Genomic DNA, 16,190 nt, shown 5'->3' with positions numbered 1-16,190 from the left:
CCGGCGCGGGCCGCGTCCCCCCCCCCCCCCCCCCCCCCCCCCCCCCCCCCCCACTACCGCTTCTGCCCCCTCTCTTTTGCGTAGCGAAGGGGAGGGCTGGGGAGGGGGGCTTCTGGCTGATCTGAGCGCACGCGCGCGCCCCACCTGTAGAGCCGAGCCATGCTCGGCTGGGGCATTGCCGGAAAGCTCCATTCCCAACACAGGGCCGCGGTTTGACTCGGGATCTATTTCGAACTAATGTATTAGCACGCTAATACGTTGATACATGATGAAGCCACGCCCTGACACTGAACGAGAGAAGCCCTCCGATGCCCCGCTGAAGGCGTTGGCGCGGGCGTTGGCCGCGCTGGACAGGCCGCAGGACGTGCAGGCCTTCCTGCGCGATCTGTGCACGCCGGCCGAGCTGGAGGCCATGGCTGACCGCTGGCGGGTGGTCCCCTTGCTGCGCAAGGGTGTGCCCTACCGCGAGATCTACGACCTGACCGGGGTGAGCGTCACCACCATTGGTCGGGTCGCGCGTTCGCTCGAGCACGGTGCCGGTGGCTATGCCGCCGCCATCGACCGTCTCGCCACGCGCAAAACCGAATCCAACTGAGATAACCCCATGAGTGCTTCAACCTCCGCGCCGGCACGCGACCGGCTGCGCATCGCCATTCAGAAAAGCGGCCGCCTGGCCGATCCTGCGCGTAGCCTGTTGGCCGCCTGTGGCCTGAGCTGGCGGCAGAGCCGCGACAAGCTGTTCTGCTTTGGCGAATCGCTGCCGGTGGACCTGTTGCTGGTGCGCGATGACGATATTCCGGGCCTGATCGCCGACGGTGTCTGCGACCTGGGTGTGGTCGGTCTGAACGAACTGGACGAGCAGGCCAAGGCTCGCCGCCAGATCGGCCTGCCAGACGCCTACCAGCCGCTGCGTGGCCTTGGCTTCGGCTCCTGCCGCTTGATGATCGCGGTACCGGAAGACTGGGAGTGGCAAGGCGTGCAGATGTTGCAGGGCAAGCGCATCGCCACCAGCTACCCGGCCATCCTTGCCGCTTGGCTGAAGGAAAAGGGCGTCGATGCTCAAGTGGTCGAGCTGTCCGGTTCGGTGGAAATCGCGCCGAAGCTGGGCACCGCTGAACTGATCTGCGATCTGGTTTCGAGCGGAGCCACCTTGGCCGCCAACCAGCTCAAGCCGGTGGAGGTACTGCTGGAAAGTGAAGCGGTGCTGGCCGGTCCAGTGCACGAACTGGATGACGCTCGCGCAGGTTTGATGGCAATGCTGCTGCGCCGTCTCGACGGCCTGAGCAAGGTCCAGGATCAGAAGCTGCTGATGTTCTCGGCTGCCGAGGATCGCATTGAAGAGCTGGCCCGCTTGCTCCCTGATGCCGAGCCGTTGCTGCGTTTGCCGGGGCAGGGTGATGCCGTGCGTCTGCAGACCATGTGCAGTGGCGCGCTCAGCTGGCAGCGTCTGGAAGAGCTGGAACGCGCCGGCGCGCAGGGTCTGATGGTGTTGGCGGTGGAGAAGTCGCTGGTATGAACATCCTCGATTGGAACGCGCTCGACGCCAATGCACAGGCACGCGCTCTGACCCGTCCGGTTCAGGCTGTTGCCGCGCAGACCCGCGATTCCGTCGCTGGCTTGATCGAGCAGGTGCGCACGCGTGGCGACGCTGCTTTGCGCGAGATCACCCAGCGCTTCGATGGCATCGCACCGGAGCGTTTTGAAGTCAGCGAAGCAGAATTCGCCGCTGCCGAACTGGCGGTGTTGGCAGAGCTGCGCATCGCCATGCAGCAGGCCGCAGATCGCATCGATACCTTTCACCGCGCCGGCATGGCCCAGCCCTACAGCGTGGAAACCGCGCCCGGCGTGGTCTGCGAAAAGGTCATTCGCCCGATTTCGCGGGTTGGTTTGTACGTCCCGGCGGGCAGCGCGCCGTTACCGTCCACTGCATTGATGCTTGGTGTTCCCGCCAAGCTGGCAGGTTGCCGCGAAGTGGTGCTATGCACGCCGCCGCGCAAGGACGGCACAGCCGATCCTGCCGTATTGGTGGCTGCGCGCCTGACCGGCGTGCACCGCGTGTTCAAGATCGGCGGCGCGCAGGCAATTGCTGCCATGGCTTATGGCACCGAATCGGTGCCGTCCTGCGACAAACTGTTCGGCCCCGGTAACAGCTTCGTTACCGAAGCCAAACAGCAGATCGCGCAAGCCGGCGCCGCCGCGATCGACATGCCGGCCGGTCCTTCGGAGGTGCTGGTGATCGCCGATGCTGGCGCCAACCCTGCGTTTGTCGCTGCTGATCTGCTGTCGCAGGCCGAGCATGGTCCGGATTCGCAGGTGCTGCTGCTCAGCGATGACGCGGCTATGATTGCCGCCGTCCAGGACCAGGTGCAAGCCCAGCTTGCAGAGCTCAGCCGCGAAGCAATTGCCCGTCAGGCGCTGGCCGCATCGCTGCTGGTCAAGGTCGATTCGATTGCGCAGGCATTTGATATCTCCAATCGCTACGCGCCCGAGCACCTGATTCTCGCCCTGCGCGAGCCGCGTCAATGGCTGGACAAAGTGGACGCAGCCGGCTCGGTGTTCCTCGGCGATTACACGCCCGAAGCGTTGGGTGATTACTGCTCCGGTACCAATCACGTGTTGCCTACCGCCGGTGCGGCACGTGCTTACAGCGGTGTCAGCGTTGCCAGCTACCAGAACCAGATCAGCGTGCAGGCCGCCAGTCGCGAAGGGATCGCAGGCATCGGCCCGTGCGCGCTGACCTTGGCGCGTGCAGAAGGGCTGGGCGCACATGCCAATGCGGTGGCGCTGCGGCTGGGAGTAGCACCGTGAGCGTGCTTGATCTGGTTCGTGAGGATCTGCGTGATTTCGGCGGCTATTCTTCCGCGCGCAGTGCAAAGTTGCAGGGCGAGATATGGCTCAACGCCAATGAGTCGGCATGGGCGAATCCTGGTGATGCAGATGCCAGTTGCCGCCGCTACCCTGACCCGCAACCGCAGGCACTGCGTGAGCGCTTGGCCGGCCTGTACGGCTGCCAGCCCGAACAGTTGCTGATCGGTCGCGGCAGCGACGAAGCCATCGATCTGCTGGTGCGCGCCCTGTGCGAACCCGGCCGCGACGCAGTGCTGTATACGCCACCGGTGTTCGGCATGTACGCGGTCAGTGCACGCTTGCAGAATGCGCCCGCGCTGGAAGTGCCTCTGCTGGATACCGATGCGGGGCTGGTGCCTGATATCGACGCCATCATTGCCACTGCAAAACAAGGCAAGGCCAAGCTGGTGTTCCTGTGCTCGCCGTCCAATCCCGGTGGCCTGAGCATTCCGCTGCAGCAGGTGCAGGCCGTGGCCGAGGCGCTGCGCGGACAAGCGCTGGTGGTAGTTGACGAAGCCTATGGCGAGTTTGCCGATGAGCCATCTGCCACCACTTTGATGGATCGATTCGACAACATCGCGGTACTGCGCACCTTGTCCAAGGCGCACGCATTGGCCGCAGCGCGCATTGGCAGTGTCATCGCCGATGCAGCACTGATCGCCGTGCTGCGGCGTTGCCAAGCGCCGTATCCGATTCCCACACCAAGCTCTGCCTTGGCGCTTGCTGGCCTCGACGACGCAGCGCTGTCGCAGACCCGCGCCCGCATCGCCACCGTGCGCAGCGAGCGCAGCCGGCTACGCATTGCCTTGGCACTGCAGCCCTGTGTACGCCATGTTTACGGTTCGGATGCGAACTTCCTGCTGGTGCGCTTCCAGAATGCGGAGGCGGCGTTTCAAGCCCTGCTGAATGCAGGCGTGGTGGTGCGTGATCAGCGCGCCGCGCCGCAGTTGCAGGACGCCCTGCGCATCACCTTGGGTACCCCCGAACAGAACGACCGCGTCCTCGACGCACTTGCCACGCTGGAGCGCACCGCATGACCCCCATTCTGTTTGTCGATCGCGATGGCACCTTGATCGAGGAGCCGGCCGACTTCCAGATCGACGCCTACGAGAAGATCCGCTTCGTCAGGAGCGTGATCCCGGCGATGCTGAAGCTGCGCGATGCCGGCTACCAGTTCGTCATCGTCTCCAACCAGGATGGCCTCGGCACCGAAGGCTACCCGCAGGCCAGTTTCGATGGCCCGAACGACTTGATGCTGCAGATCTTCGCCAGCCAGGGCATACACTTTCGCGACGTGCTGATCGACCCCAGCTGGCCGCAGGACAACAGCCCCAACCGCAAGCCGGGCATCGGCATGATGGTCTCGTACCTGCAGGACCGCAGCATCGACTGGGCGCGCTCGGGCATGGTCGGTGATCGTCCCACCGACATCCAGTTCGCCGACAACATGAAGATCCGTGGCTTCCAGCTGCGCACCGAGCAGTTTGGCGGTGAATGGGATTGGGATGCGATCGCCCATGAGCTGGCCGACGCGCCGCGCCGCGCCACCGTGCAGCGTGACACCAAGGAAACCCAGATCCGCGTGTTTGTCGACCTGGACAAAGTCGCCAGTTCGAAGATCAATACCGGCCTGCCGTTCTTCGACCACATGCTGGACCAGATCGGGCGCCACGGTGGCTTTGCGCTGGAAGTGGAGGCCAAGGGCGACCTGCACATCGACGAACACCACACCATCGAAGACACCGGTCTCGCGCTGGGCCAGGCCTTGCGCGAAGCCTTGGGCGACAAGCGCGGCATTGGTCGCTACGGCTTTACCTTGCCGATGGATGAAACCCTGGCCAGCGCCGCGCTGGATTTCAGTGGGCGCCCGTATTTCGTATTCGACGGTGAGTTCAAGCGTGAGCGCGTCGGTGATATGCCGACTGAATTGGTGCCGCATTTCTTCCGCTCGCTATGCGATGCCAGCGGCTTGAACCTCAACCTGAAGGTGGAAGGCGACAACGATCACCACAAGGTGGAAGCCTGCTTCAAGGCCCTGGCCCGCGCACTGCGTCAGGCCATCCGCAAGGAAGGCACCGAGCTGCCGTCAACCAAGGGGGCCTTGTGAGCAAGGTTGGCCTGGTTGATGCTGGCGGCGCGAACCTGGGTTCAGTGCGCTATGCATTGGAGCGGCTGCAGGTTGATGTGCAGATGGTGCGCGAGCCAACGGATCTCGCCGGCCTTGAGCGGGTAATCCTGCCGGGTGTGGGGGCTGCGGCCGAGGGCATGCGGCGCTTGCATGCGCAGGGGCTGGTGCAGCCGTTGCGCGAGCTGCAGGTGCCGCTGATGGGTATCTGCCTTGGCATGCAGTTGCTGTTTGAACGTTCGGAAGAGGGTGATGTTGAATGCCTGGGCCTGCTGCCCGGCATCGTCCGTCGCCTGCACCCTGGCGTTGGTGTGCGCGTGCCACATATGGGCTGGAACAAGTTGCTGGCCTTGCGTGAGTCACCCTTGCTTGAGGGCGTTCCGCTCGGTTCCAGCGCCTACTTCGTGCACAGCTATGCAGCTCCCGTCACTTCCGACACCGTTGCAGCCTGCCATCACGGTGGTCTGTTTACCGCGGTGGTACAGCGCGAGCGTCTTTGCGGTGCGCAGTTCCATCCCGAGCGTTCGGCTGGGCCGGGCGCACGCATCCTGCAGAACTTTCTTGAGATTGCCGCATGAGCTTCACTGTTTACCCCGCGCTGGATATCCGTGACGGCCGCGTCGTACGCCTGCTGCAGGGCGATTACGCCAAGCAGACCACTTACGGTGACGATGCCTTGCCGCGTGCGCAGGCCTTCGCCAGCACCGGTGCCAGTTGGATGCATCTGGTCGATCTGGATGCAGCCAAGGCTGGCGGCTACACCTTGGGACCGTTGCTGCAGCAGATCGCAGCCACCACCAAACTGAAGGTGCAGACCGGCGGCGGCGTGCGTGGCCGCGACGATGTGGCGCGCATTCTTGATGCAGGCGCCAGCCGCGTGGTGATCGGTTCGCTGGCGGTGCGTCAGCCCGAGCAGGTGTTGGCCTGGCTGGCCGAGTTCGGTGCCGAGCAGCTGACCATCGCGCTGGACACGCGGCAGGGCGAAGACGGCATTTGGCGCCTGCCGGTGCATGGTTGGACGGAAACCGCGGATGTGACCCTGGACGAACTGGCCCAGCGTTACGCGCAGGCTGGCATGAAGCACCTGCTGTGCACCGACATTTCCCGTGACGGCATGCTGTCCGGCCCGAACATCGAGCTATACGCGCATCTTGCGGAATTGTTGCCCGGCGTGGCCGTACAGGCTTCTGGTGGCGTGCGCGATGCAGATGACATCCGCGCCGCCAGGGCCGCAGGCTGCGGCGGAGCGGTGCTCGGCAAGGCGCTGCTGGAAGGTCACCTGCAACTGGATGAGGCATTGTCATGTTGAGCCGGCGCATCATTCCCTGCCTGGACGTGCGCGAAGGCCGCGTGGTCAAAGGGGTCAGGTTCCGCGACCACATCGATATGGGTGACATCACCGAACTGGCGCTGCGCTACCGCGACCAGGGCGCCGATGAATTGGTGTTCTACGACATCTCCGCCAGTCCGGAAGGCCGCTCGGTGGACCGCGCCTGGATCGAGCGCGTGGCCCGCTTGATCGACATCCCGTTCTGCGTGGCTGGCGGTATCCGCGATGTGGAAACCGCGCGCGCCGTCCTCAATTCGGGGGCCGACAAGATCTCCATCAATACTCCGGCGCTGGAGCGTCCTCAGCTGATCGCGGAATTGGCTGAAGCTTTTGGTGAGCAATGCGTGGTGGTCGGCATCGACTCCATCCACGAAGCCGATGGCCAGTGGCGGGTACGTTCCTATACCGGCGACCCCAGCAAGACCCGCGCCGAAGCCAGGCTGACCCTGGATTGGGTGCGTGAAGTGCAGGCCCACGGCGCAGGTGAAATAGTGCTGAACTGCATGGACAGCGACGGCGTGCGCAAGGGGTACGATATTGCACAGTTGCGCCAGGCCCGGGCGCTGTGCACGGTTCCGTTGATCGCCTCTGGCGGCGCGGGCACGCCGCAGCATTTCGCCGATGTATTCGAACAGGCTGACGTTGACGGGGCATTGGCTGCCAGTGTGTTCCACTCCGGCGCCATTGCAATTCCGGAACTGAAGCAGTTCCTGCGCGAACAACAAATCGAGGTTAGGGATGTCTACTGAATTCAATCCGGTTGATCCGGCCGCACTGGACTGGGACAAGGTCAACGGCATGATCCCGGTCATCATCCAGGACGAGGCCACGCTGCGCGTGCTGATGCTGGGTTACATGGACCGCGATGCACTGGAAACCACCTGCAGCAGTGGCAAGGTCACCTTCTTCAGTCGCAGCAAGCAGCGCCTGTGGACCAAGGGCGAGAGCTCCGGCAACCACCTGGATCTGGTCGACATCCGCAGCGATTGCGACAACGACACCTTGCTGGTTACCGTGCGCCCGCATGGCCCTACCTGTCACACCGGGCAGACCAGCTGCTTCAGCGCCGCACCGGGTAATTTCCTCGGTGCGTTGAATGCCTTGATCAAACAGCGCGAGCATGACCGTCCGCTCAACAGCTACACCACCAAGCTGTTCGAGAAAGGCGCGCGCCATATCGCGCAGAAAGTGGGCGAGGAGGGTGTGGAAACGGCACTGGCGGGCGTTGTACAGCTCGACGAAGATCTATTGGGCGAATCGGCCGATCTGTTGTTCCACCTGATCGTGCTGCTGCGCGCCCGTGGCCTGTCGCTGGACGACGCCATCGGCGTGCTCGAAGACCGCCACGCCAAGGCCGCAGAAAAGGCAGCCAGCTAGCCTGTAGTGCCGAGCCATGCTCGGCAGGGGCTTTACCGGGCTTTTCTGTAGTGCCGAGCCATGCTCGGCAGCAGCTTTACCGATAGGCCAGATGTGGGAGCGGCGTCAGCCGCGAAATTGGCAATGCGTCGCGGCCAGCCATCCCGCAATCGGACGCTGTATCAGCTTCGCGGCTGAGGCCGCTCCCACAAGATCAATGCTGTTCGCCACCTGCAGCAACGCCTTTGCAGCATCCCGGGGCGATAATGGGCGCCTGCCCATTGTTGCCGAGACCTTCATGCGCCTACTCCTGTTGCCTGCTCTGCTGCTGGCCAGCGCGCCATTAGCCGCCAGCGCCTCCTGCATCGACGGCGCGGTATTCCTCGACAGCAACGGCAATGGGCGGCAGGACGCGGGCGAGAAGCCGCTGGCCGGCATCCGTGTCTCCGATGGCGAGCACATCGTCAGCACCGGCAAGGACGGCCGCTACCAGCTGCCAGCCTCCAGCCAGCCCAACATCTTCATCATCAAACCGGCCGGTTATAGCGCCGCCAAGCGCGCGGATGGCCTGCCTGATATCTGGCGGCCGCAGGCAGGTGAGGGCGAGGCGCAGTGCCGCCCGTTCGCACTGAAGCCGGAGAAGAACGCACCCAGCAGGTTCCAGGCCCTGTTGCTGGCCGACAGCCAGACCAGCACCGCACTGGATGTGGGCTACTTCGAACGCGACATCATTGAACCGCTGCGCGGTAAGCACCAGGCGCGCCTGGGCATGACCCTGGGCGATATCACCAATGACGACCCCAGCCTCTATCCGGCGCTGACCAAGGCGGTCACCTCGCTGGGGGTACCTTGGCTGCATGTTCCCGGCAACCACGACATGGACCTTGGCGCGAGCAGCGACGCTGATTCGCTGGCAAGTTTCCATCGGCAGCTTGGCCCGGACACCTACGCCTGGGAAGAGGCGTCGATGGTGTTCATCGGCATGGACGACATCATCGCCCAGCCCGGGCAAAAGCCTGCGTATGTCGGCGGTCTGCGCGAGGACCAGTTCGCCTTCCTCGAGGCCTACCTGCCGACCATCCCGAAGGACAAACTGGTGGTGCTGGGCTTCCATATCCCACTGTTCGACCACGTCTATCGTGCCGAAGACCGTGCCCGCCTGTTCAAGCTGTTGGAGCAGGTACCGCATCCGCTGATTGTCAGCGGCCATACCCACAACCAGAGCCAGGTGTTCTGGGGCGCAGCGCAGGGTTGGAATGGTGCCAAGCCGCTGCACGAGTACAACGTAGGCGCTGCCTGCGGTGCGTTCTGGTCCGGGTTGAAGGATGCACAGGGCATTCCCGATACCACCATGGCCGACGGTACGCCGAACGGCTACGGCCTGCTCAATATCCGCCCGCAAGGCCAGTACAGCGTCGAGTACCGCGTTGCCCGCGCGCCTGCCGATCAGCAGATCGCCTTGCACGCGCCGAAGGTGCTGCGCCAAGGTGCGTATCCGGCCTGGGGCATCTACGCCAACGTGTTCATGGGCTATGAAGGCCTGCTGGTGGAGTTCCGCGTGGACGACGGCGAATGGCAGCCGATGAAGCAGGTCAAGCAAGCTGATCCGCGCCTGCTGGTGGAGAACATTGCCGATGATCTGGCCGGTGAACTGCGTGGCTACGACCGCTCACCCGAAGCCGTGCCGTCCAGTCACCTGTGGCGCGCGGCGTTGCCGACAAAGTTGGCAGAAGGCGAGCATGCGGTGGAAGTGCGGGCCATATTGAATGGTGAGGAGTACAGCAGCCGGACAAGCTACAGGCTGCAGATCGCACAGCCGTAAACGCTGCAGCTGTTGTGGGAGCGGCGTAAGCCGCGAAGCAAGTAATGCTTCGCGGCAAACAACCTTCGCGATCTGAGAATCTACGAGCTTCGCGGTTTACACCGCTCCCACAAGCGGCAGCAGCTCGCTGGATAGCGCTTCGACCGATTTCTTGTAGGAGCGGCGTAGGCCGCGAAGCTGGAAAAGCCTTACGATTAGAGATCTCCGCAATCCGCGAATGTACAAGCTTCGCGGCTTGCGCTGCTCCCACAGAGGGGGGCGTGCTTACCTCCTGCGTAGCCAGCATCTTTGCTCGCCCACTTATCTGTGATTTCATGGCGCGCTTGTTTCGCGGCTTATGCCGCTCCCACATAGATCGGGTTGCAAAGGGGCGCCATGCACACGAAGGCTGCAGTCAGAACCACCATTCTCGGTTTGGTACTGGCAACTGCTGGCTGCGGCTTTCCGCTGCCAGGTGCCCAGTCCAATGTCGAACCGATGGATCCGGCTCGTCAGCTGATAGGGCAGGTGCAAGGGCAGGGTGCGAGCAGCCCATTGCTGGGCAGCGAGGTGCTGGTCGAAGGCATCGTGGTGCGTAACCTGATGGGCGATAGCGACGACATCGGTCAGGAGCTCAAGGAAACCATGGGCGAAGGTGATCGTGGCACGCCGACGATCGGTTGGTTCCTGCAGGACGAGGGCGATGCGGACCCGGCCACTTCCGATGGGGTGTTCGTGCTGGATCAGGGCTACGACACCTCGATCAACATGCCGGCCGAGGCCGAGTTCACCATGCGCATGGGCTCTCGACTTCGCACCGGTGACCGCGTGACCGTGCGCGGGACTGTGGTGGAGCTGCCCCAGGAACAAGCGGCCGATCAGCCGCGCACTACCGGTCACCTCGTTTCCCGCGGTGAAGCTGGCGGCACGGTCACTGCGATCGCGGCCATGTCGCTGACGCTTGTTGGATCCGATGAGCGCGCCACCGCAATCGTGCCGGTGCCCGTGGCCGGCAATGCGGATGACGAATCACGCGAGGGTATGCGGCTTTAAAGCGCGGTGGTCGGTCTGGCGCGCTCAGCCATCATGCTGTGCGAGGCGATCACGCACTGCTTCCAATCAGATCACAGGCACAAAAAAAGCCTCCCCGTTTCCGGGGAGGCTTTCAGCGATCACGCTTGAAACATCAAGCTTCCGGCTTGGCGTCACGCAGCTCGCGGCGCAGGATCTTGCCGACGTTGGTCTTGGGCAGTTCCTTGCGGAACTCGACGATGCGCGGGTGCTTGTAACCGGTGAGGTTGGCGCGGGCGAATTCCTTCACCTGCTCTTCGGTGAGGTTGGGGTCCTTCTTGACGATGACCACCTTCACCACTTCGCCCGACTTCTCGTTGGGAGCACCAACGGCAGCCACTTCCAGGATGCCCGGCATCATTGCCAGCACATCCTCGATTTCATTCGGGTAGACGTTGAAGCCGGACACCAGAATCATGTCCTTCTTGCGGTCGACGATGTAGAAGAAGCCATTCTCGTCCATGCGCGCCATGTCGCCGGTATGCAGCCAGCCATCAGCGTCCATGACCTTGTCGGTCTCGTCCTGGCGGTGCCAGTAACCCTTCATCACCTGCGGCCCGCGGATGCACAGTTCGCCTACTTCGCCCAAGGCAACGATCTGCCCGTCGTCGTTCTTGACGCAGGCCTCGGTGGACGGGATCGGCAGGCCGATGGCGCCGTTGTATTCCTTCAGGTCCAGCGGGTTGATACAGGCTGCCGGTGAGGTCTCGGTCAGGCCGTAGGCTTCCACCAGGGTGACGCCGGTGACCTTCTTCCACTTGTCAGCCACGGCGCGCTGCACCGCCATGCCGCCGCCGAGCGCAACCTTGAGGTTGGAGAAGTCGACTTCGTCGAAGCCCTCGGTATTGAGCAGGCCGTTGAACAGCGTGTTGACGCCGGTGATGGCGGTGAAACGGTTGTTCTTCAGCTCCTTGACGAAGCCCTTCATGTCACGCGGGTTGGTGATCAGGTAGTTCAAACCGCCGAGCTTCATGAAGACCAGGCCGTTCGCCGTCAACGCGAAGATGTGGTACAGCGGCAGCGCGGTGATGATGACTTCCTCGCCCGGCTTGACGCCCGAGGCGCTGATCCAGGCCGAGGCCTGCTGCATGTTGGCGATCAGGTTGCGGTGGGTCAGCATCGCGCCCTTGGCCACGCCGGTGGTGCCACCGGTGTATTGCAGGAAGGCGATGTCCTCGTGGTCCACCTCGACCACTGGCATGCTGTGGCGCTTGCCCAGCTTCAATGCGTCCTTGAAGCGGATGGCCTTGGGCAGGTCGTAGTCCGGCACCATCTTCTTCACGTACTTCAGCACGAAGTTGACGATGGGGCCCTTGGGGAAGCCGAGCATGTCGCCCAGGCCGGTGGTGATGACCTGCTTGACCGGCGTATCGGCGATCACCTGCTGCACGGTATCGCCGAAGTTGTCTACGACCAGCAGCACGCTGACACCGGCATCGACCAACTGGTGCTTGAGCTCGCGCGCGGTATACAGCGGGTTGACGTTCACCACGGTCAGACCGGCGCGCAGGATGCCGAAGATGGCGATCGGGTACTGCAGGCAGTTGGGCATCATGATCGCAACGCGGTCGCCCTTCTTCAGCTGCAGCTCACCCAGCAGGTAGGCGGCGAACTGGGTGACCAGAACGTCCGCTTCGCCATAGGTAAGCACCTTGCCGAAGTTGGAATAGGCCGGGCGATCGCGGAACTTGGCAACCGAGGCATTGAAGACATCGGCGACGGAGTGGAATTCGTTGACGTCGATTTCAGCCGGCACACCAGCCGGGTAGCTCTGCAGCCAAGGACGTTCTTGCGTCATCTTCCCCTCCAGGAAATGGAATGATCTAGTGGTCAGGCCCGATCATCGGGCACCGGCGTTATTGTTGCCAGCATACCGTTCCGAATTGAAAAGGCGAAGGGATAGATGATGCGATCAGTCTTCAACTGCATGCTTTGTGCGGTGATCATGCTTTTGCTGGCCGCTTGCGGCCGCGAACCACCGGAACAGCGGTTGCGCGATAGTTTTGCTGCAATGCAAAAAAGCGTAGAGGCAGGCAAGCCCAGCGGCTTCATGGATGGAGTGGCCGAAGACTTCGTGGGCAACGAGGGTCTGGATCGCGCCGGGATGGAGCGGTTGCTGCGCGGGCAGTTGCTGCTCAATGCCAAGGTTGGTGTGCAGACCGGCCCTCTGCGAGTGGAGATGGGCGAGGGGGGTACTGCGACCGTGCGCTTCACCGTGCTGCTGACTGGTGGCAACCAGGGGTTGCTGCCCGAGCGCGGGCAGATGCAGGAAGTGGTGACTGGTTGGCGTGAGCAGGATGGGAAGTGGCGGGTGTATAGCGCGGATTGGGGGCCGGTTGGTGGGGAAGGGTGACGTGCTGGGTTTGGTAGGCGGTTGGCGGCTTTGATGCTTTAGAGCGTAAAGGCACCCCTCCCCAACCCTCCCCTTGGCTGCGCCAAAGGGGGGAGACAAGCGAAGGCTGCTGCTCTGCCCCCTCCCTTTGGCGCAGCCAAGGGGAGGGTTGGGGAGGGGTGCTCTTGCTCTGGCTGTAAAGCCTCGGTCAATCCAAAAAAAGAACGCCCCAAAAGAGGCGTTCTTCCAGCAAGCCAATCAACGCAGCAAATCAGGCAACTTTCTTAGCCGCCAACTGCCGCAACACATACTGCAGCAAGCCACCATTACGGAAGTACTCCACTTCCTTCGGCGTCAGCAGCAACACCTTGGCGGTAAAGCTCTTGCGGCTGCCATCGGCCTTGGTGGCGGTAACCGTTGCAGTCTTGGCCTTGCCATCGTCCAGCCCGGTCACATCCATCACTTCCGAACCATCCAGGCCCAGCGTCTGCGCGTTCTCGCCATCGTGGAACTGCAGCGGCAGCACGCCCATGCCGACCAGGTTGGAGCGGTGGATGCGCTCGAAGCTCTCGGCGATCACCGCCTTGACGCCGAGCAGGTTGGTGCCCTTGGCGGCCCAGTCGCGCGAGGAGCCGGTGCCGTATTCCTTGCCGGCCAGCACCACCAGTGGCACGCCATCGGCCTTGTACTTCATCGCCGCGTCGTAGATCGCCAGCTTCTCGCCGGTGTTGCTGCCTGGGGCGTAGTACAGCGTGTTGCCGCCTTCTTCGCCGCCGAACATCAGGTTTTTGATGCGAATGTTGGCAAAGGTGCCGCGCACCATCACGTCATCATTGCCGCGGCGGCTGCCGTAGCTGTTGAAGTCGGCCGGCTGCACGCCACGCGACTGCAGGAAGCGGCCAGCAGGTGAGTCCTTCTTGATGTTGCCGGCCGGGGAGATGTGGTCGGTGGTGATCGAGTCACCAAACAAGCCCATTACCCGTGCACCATGGACGTCGCTGATGCTGCCGACCTGCATGGTCATGCCGTCGAAGTAGGGCGGGTTCTTGATGTAGGTCGAGTCGCTGTTCCACTCGTAGGCCTGGCCTTCCGGCGATTCAATCTGCGCCCAGCGGGTATCACCCTTGAAAACATCGGCATAGTTCTGCTTGAACATCTCCGGACCGACGGTGGCAGCGATGGTGTCGCCGATTTCCTTGTTGCTCGGCCAGATATCGCGCAGGTAAACATCCTGGCCGTCGCTGCCCTTGCCCAGTGGCTCCTTGCTCAGGTCGATGCGCACGGTACCGGCGATGGCATAGGCGACCACCAGTGGCGGCGAGGCCAGGTAGTTGGCCTTCACTTCCGGGTGCACGCGGCCTTCGAAGTTGCGGTTGCCCGACAGCACCGAGGCCACCACCAGATCGCCAGCGGCAATGCCGGCGCTGACTTCGGTGGGCAGGGGGCCGGAGTTGCCGATGCAGGTGGTGCAGCCGTAGCCGACCACGAAGAAGCCCAGCTTCTCCAGGTCCGGCAGTACGCCGGCCTTTTCCAGATAGTCGGTGACCACGCGTGAGCCCGGTCCAAGCGAAGTCTTGACCCACGGCTTGGCCTTGAGCCCCAGCCGTGCCGCATTGCGCGCGAGCAGGCCGGCGCCCAGCATCACCGCCGGATTGGAGGTGTTGGTGCAGGAGGTGATGGCGGCGATGACCACCGCGCCGTCCTTCAGTCGCACCGATTGCTCGTTGATGACAACGTCGGCGTGGCCCTTGGCCAATTGCTCGTTGCCGACCGCGGCACCGCCGCCTTCGTTGATGAAGTCGGCGACGTCGCCGTTGCGCTGCTCGCGGTGGCTGGTCAGGCCCTTCAGCGCTTCGGTGAAGTTGCTGTGCACGTCTTCCAGCAGCACGCGGTCCTGCGGGCGCTTGGGGCCGGCCATCGATGGCTTGACCTCGGCCATGTCCAGTTCCAGCGTGGCGCTGTACTGCGCATGCGGGCTGTTGGCGTCGTGCCACAGGCCCTGTGCCTTCGCATAGGCTTCGACCAGATTGATCTGCGCATCGCTGCGGCCGGACAGACGCAGGTAATTCAGTGACTCGGCGTCGATCGGGAAAATGCCGCAGGTGGCGCCGTACTCCGGGGCCATGTTGGCGATGGTGGCACGGTCGGCCAGCGGCAGGTGCTGCAGGCCCTCGCCATAGAACTCGACGAACTTGCCGACCACGCCGAGCTTGCGCAGCATCTGGGTGACGGTCAGCACCAGGTCGGTGGCGGTGGTGCCTTCGGGCAGCTTGCCGGTCAGCTTGAAGCCGACCACCTGCGGTATCAGCATCGACGAGGGCTGGCCCAGCATCGCCGCCTCGGCCTCGATGCCGCCCACGCCCCAGCCGAGCACGCCGATGCCGTTGATCATGGTGGTGTGCGAGTCAGTGCCGAACACGGTGTCCGGGAAGGCCCAGTTGGCACCGTCGATCTGCCGTTCCATCACCACGCGGGCGAGGTTTTCCAGATTGACCTGGTGGACGATGCCGGTATTCGGCGGCACCACCTTGAAGTTCTCGAAGGCCTTCTGGCCCCAGCGCAGGAAGCTGTAACGCTCTTGGTTGCGCTCGAACTCGATCTTGCCGTTGAGGTCCAGCGCGTCCGGTCGGCCGAATACATCGACCTGCACCGAGTGGTCGATGACCAGCTCGGACGGAATCAGGGGGTTGATCTGTTCGGCCTTGCCGCCCAGCTTGGTGACGGCGTCGCGCATGGCGGCCAGGTCGACCACGCAGGGTACGCCGGTGAAGTCCTGCAGCACTACGCGCGCCGGCATGAAGGCGATTTCGGTATCCGGCTCGGCCTTGGGGTTCCAGCGGGCGACGGCTTCGATGTGGTCCGGGCCGACGGTCTGGCCGCCGTCCTCATGCCGGAGCAGGTTCTCCAGCAGGATCTTCATCGAGTAGGGGAGGTGGGAGATATCGAACTTCTGACCGAGCTTGGGAAGGCTGCAGTAGGTGTACTGCTGGCCGCCAACCTCCAGTTGGCTACGGGTGGAGAATGTATCGCTCATACCGCTGACTCCTTTTAGTGCAGATGGCTTGCGGCGGCGCCGGAGCGCTGCGCGGGCTTGTCAGGGCCGAGGGCTCTGACAGGTGGATGCCAGTCCGAGTATGGACGAAGCATCCAGCATTCGGTTCATGTTCGCTGGTGTCAGTTTAGGCAACGGCGTGTTGCGGGCATGTAACGGTGTGCAGCGAATGTAGTGGCGGGCCCCGCGCCGCCCGCGGGGGGCGGGGGTGGGGTAAGCACACCCCAGCGAGGGCCCAAACCAGCGGGTGGCCACGGGCAGCGGGCGGGGGGTGTT

Annotated in this window: 15 protein-coding genes; 12 read left to right on the top strand and 3 right to left on the bottom strand. The window is 63.4% G+C overall.

Annotated features, from left to right (window positions below; genetic code table 11):
- Nucleotides 1-268: 268 nt before the first annotated feature.
- The 9 genes from ACVOLV_RS19865 to hisIE are packed head-to-tail and all read left to right on the top strand — an operon-like array spanning nucleotide 269 to nucleotide 7,679.
- Complete coding sequence (locus ACVOLV_RS19865) at nucleotides 269-595, top strand: YerC/YecD family TrpR-related protein (protein WP_481555862.1); 327 nt, start codon at nucleotides 269-271, stop codon at nucleotides 593-595.
- 9 nt (nucleotides 596-604) lie between these two features.
- Nucleotides 605-1,516 (top strand): ATP phosphoribosyltransferase, encoded by a 912-nt coding sequence (gene hisG, locus ACVOLV_RS19860; RefSeq protein ID WP_481555861.1) that lies wholly within the window; start codon nucleotides 605-607, stop codon nucleotides 1,514-1,516.
- Nucleotides 1,513-2,808, top strand: coding sequence for a histidinol dehydrogenase (gene hisD / locus ACVOLV_RS19855; protein ID WP_481555860.1), 1,296 nt, complete (start codon nucleotides 1,513-1,515; stop codon nucleotides 2,806-2,808). The genes hisG and hisD overlap by 4 nt, the downstream gene beginning before the upstream one ends.
- A complete protein-coding gene (hisC, locus tag ACVOLV_RS19850) occupies nucleotides 2,805-3,884 on the top strand; it encodes a histidinol-phosphate transaminase (RefSeq protein ID WP_481555859.1) in 1,080 nt (359 codons plus the stop codon). Before hisD ends, hisC begins: the two co-directional genes overlap by 4 nt.
- Complete coding sequence (gene hisB, locus ACVOLV_RS19845; protein WP_481555858.1) at nucleotides 3,881-4,954, top strand: bifunctional histidinol-phosphatase/imidazoleglycerol-phosphate dehydratase HisB; 1,074 nt, start codon at nucleotides 3,881-3,883, stop codon at nucleotides 4,952-4,954. Before hisC ends, hisB begins: the two co-directional genes overlap by 4 nt.
- The gene (hisH, locus tag ACVOLV_RS19840) at nucleotides 4,951-5,550 is read left to right on the top strand and encodes an imidazole glycerol phosphate synthase subunit HisH (RefSeq protein ID WP_481555857.1); all 600 of its coding nucleotides are present in this window, start codon (nucleotides 4,951-4,953) and stop codon (nucleotides 5,548-5,550) included. Before hisB ends, hisH begins: the two co-directional genes overlap by 4 nt.
- On the top strand, nucleotides 5,547-6,281 hold the full coding sequence (gene hisA / locus ACVOLV_RS19835) for a 1-(5-phosphoribosyl)-5-[(5-phosphoribosylamino)methylideneamino]imidazole-4-carboxamide isomerase (RefSeq protein WP_481555856.1): 735 nt from the start codon (nucleotides 5,547-5,549) through the stop codon (nucleotides 6,279-6,281). The genes hisH and hisA overlap by 4 nt, the downstream gene beginning before the upstream one ends.
- Nucleotides 6,275-7,051, top strand: coding sequence for an imidazole glycerol phosphate synthase subunit HisF (gene hisF / locus ACVOLV_RS19830; RefSeq protein WP_481555855.1), 777 nt, complete (start codon nucleotides 6,275-6,277; stop codon nucleotides 7,049-7,051). Before hisA ends, hisF begins: the two co-directional genes overlap by 7 nt.
- Entirely contained in the window at nucleotides 7,041-7,679 is a 639-nt protein-coding gene (gene hisIE, locus ACVOLV_RS19825) for a bifunctional phosphoribosyl-AMP cyclohydrolase/phosphoribosyl-ATP diphosphatase HisIE (protein ID WP_481555854.1), read from the top strand. The genes hisF and hisIE overlap by 11 nt, the downstream gene beginning before the upstream one ends.
- Before the next feature lie 105 nt (nucleotides 7,680-7,784).
- On the opposite strand, the gene ACVOLV_RS19820 is transcribed toward hisIE, so the two are convergent.
- Nucleotides 7,785-7,958: a hypothetical protein gene (locus ACVOLV_RS19820; protein ID WP_481555853.1), complete on the bottom strand. Its 174-nt coding sequence runs from the start codon at nucleotides 7,956-7,958 to the stop codon at nucleotides 7,785-7,787.
- Here ACVOLV_RS19820 and ACVOLV_RS19815 point away from each other — a divergent pair.
- A complete protein-coding gene (locus ACVOLV_RS19815; RefSeq protein ID WP_481555852.1) occupies nucleotides 7,957-9,480 on the top strand; it encodes a calcineurin-like phosphoesterase C-terminal domain-containing protein in 1,524 nt (507 codons plus the stop codon). The two genes, ACVOLV_RS19820 and ACVOLV_RS19815, sit on opposite strands and share 2 nt — an antisense overlap.
- Before the next feature lie 375 nt (nucleotides 9,481-9,855).
- Nucleotides 9,856-10,512, top strand: a complete 657-nt coding sequence (locus tag ACVOLV_RS19810) for a single stranded DNA-binding domain-containing protein (protein WP_481555851.1) — start codon at nucleotides 9,856-9,858, stop codon at nucleotides 10,510-10,512.
- Between the two features lie 133 nt (nucleotides 10,513-10,645).
- On the opposite strand, the gene ACVOLV_RS19805 is transcribed toward ACVOLV_RS19810, so the two are convergent.
- Complete coding sequence (locus ACVOLV_RS19805; RefSeq protein ID WP_481555850.1) at nucleotides 10,646-12,328, bottom strand: long-chain fatty acid--CoA ligase; 1,683 nt, start codon at nucleotides 12,326-12,328, stop codon at nucleotides 10,646-10,648.
- 213 nt (nucleotides 12,329-12,541) lie between these two features.
- On the opposite strand from ACVOLV_RS19805, the gene ACVOLV_RS19800 reads away from it, so the two are divergent.
- On the top strand, nucleotides 12,542-12,883 hold the full coding sequence (locus ACVOLV_RS19800; protein ID WP_481555849.1) for a hypothetical protein: 342 nt from the start codon (nucleotides 12,542-12,544) through the stop codon (nucleotides 12,881-12,883).
- Between the two features lie 250 nt (nucleotides 12,884-13,133).
- Here the strand turns inward: ACVOLV_RS19800 and acnA are convergent, their stop codons facing one another.
- Nucleotides 13,134-15,896, bottom strand: coding sequence for an aconitate hydratase AcnA (gene acnA, locus ACVOLV_RS19795; RefSeq protein WP_481555848.1), 2,763 nt, complete (start codon nucleotides 15,894-15,896; stop codon nucleotides 13,134-13,136).
- Between the last annotated feature and the right edge of the window lie 294 nt (nucleotides 15,897-16,190).

The sequence above is a fragment of the Stenotrophomonas sp. STEN023 genome, assembly GCF_056760135.1.
This window is presented reverse-complemented; position numbering and strand designations above follow the sequence as displayed.

Bases quoted from the DNA above. Each gene is read 5' to 3' on its own strand.
- ACVOLV_RS19865 (WP_481555862.1), top strand. From the start codon at position 269: ATGAAGCCACGCCCTGACACTGAACGAGAGAAGCCCTCCGATGCCCCG.
- hisG (WP_481555861.1), top strand. From the start codon at position 605: ATGAGTGCTTCAACCTCCGCGCCGGCACGCGACCGGCTGCGCATCGCC.
- hisD (WP_481555860.1), top strand. From the start codon at position 1,513: ATGAACATCCTCGATTGGAACGCGCTCGACGCCAATGCACAGGCACGC.
- hisB (WP_481555858.1), top strand. From the start codon at position 3,881: ATGACCCCCATTCTGTTTGTCGATCGCGATGGCACCTTGATCGAGGAG.
- hisA (WP_481555856.1), top strand. From the start codon at position 5,547: ATGAGCTTCACTGTTTACCCCGCGCTGGATATCCGTGACGGCCGCGTC.
- hisF (WP_481555855.1), top strand. From the start codon at position 6,275: ATGTTGAGCCGGCGCATCATTCCCTGCCTGGACGTGCGCGAAGGCCGC.
- hisIE (WP_481555854.1), top strand. From the start codon at position 7,041: ATGTCTACTGAATTCAATCCGGTTGATCCGGCCGCACTGGACTGGGAC.
- ACVOLV_RS19815 (WP_481555852.1), top strand. From the start codon at position 7,957: ATGCGCCTACTCCTGTTGCCTGCTCTGCTGCTGGCCAGCGCGCCATTA.
- ACVOLV_RS19820 (WP_481555853.1), bottom strand. From the start codon at position 7,958: ATGAAGGTCTCGGCAACAATGGGCAGGCGCCCATTATCGCCCCGGGAT.
- ACVOLV_RS19810 (WP_481555851.1), top strand. From the start codon at position 9,856: ATGCACACGAAGGCTGCAGTCAGAACCACCATTCTCGGTTTGGTACTG.
- ACVOLV_RS19805 (WP_481555850.1), bottom strand. From the start codon at position 12,328: ATGACGCAAGAACGTCCTTGGCTGCAGAGCTACCCGGCTGGTGTGCCG.
- ACVOLV_RS19800 (WP_481555849.1), top strand. From the start codon at position 12,542: ATGCAAAAAAGCGTAGAGGCAGGCAAGCCCAGCGGCTTCATGGATGGA.
- acnA (WP_481555848.1), bottom strand. From the start codon at position 15,896: ATGAGCGATACATTCTCCACCCGTAGCCAACTGGAGGTTGGCGGCCAG.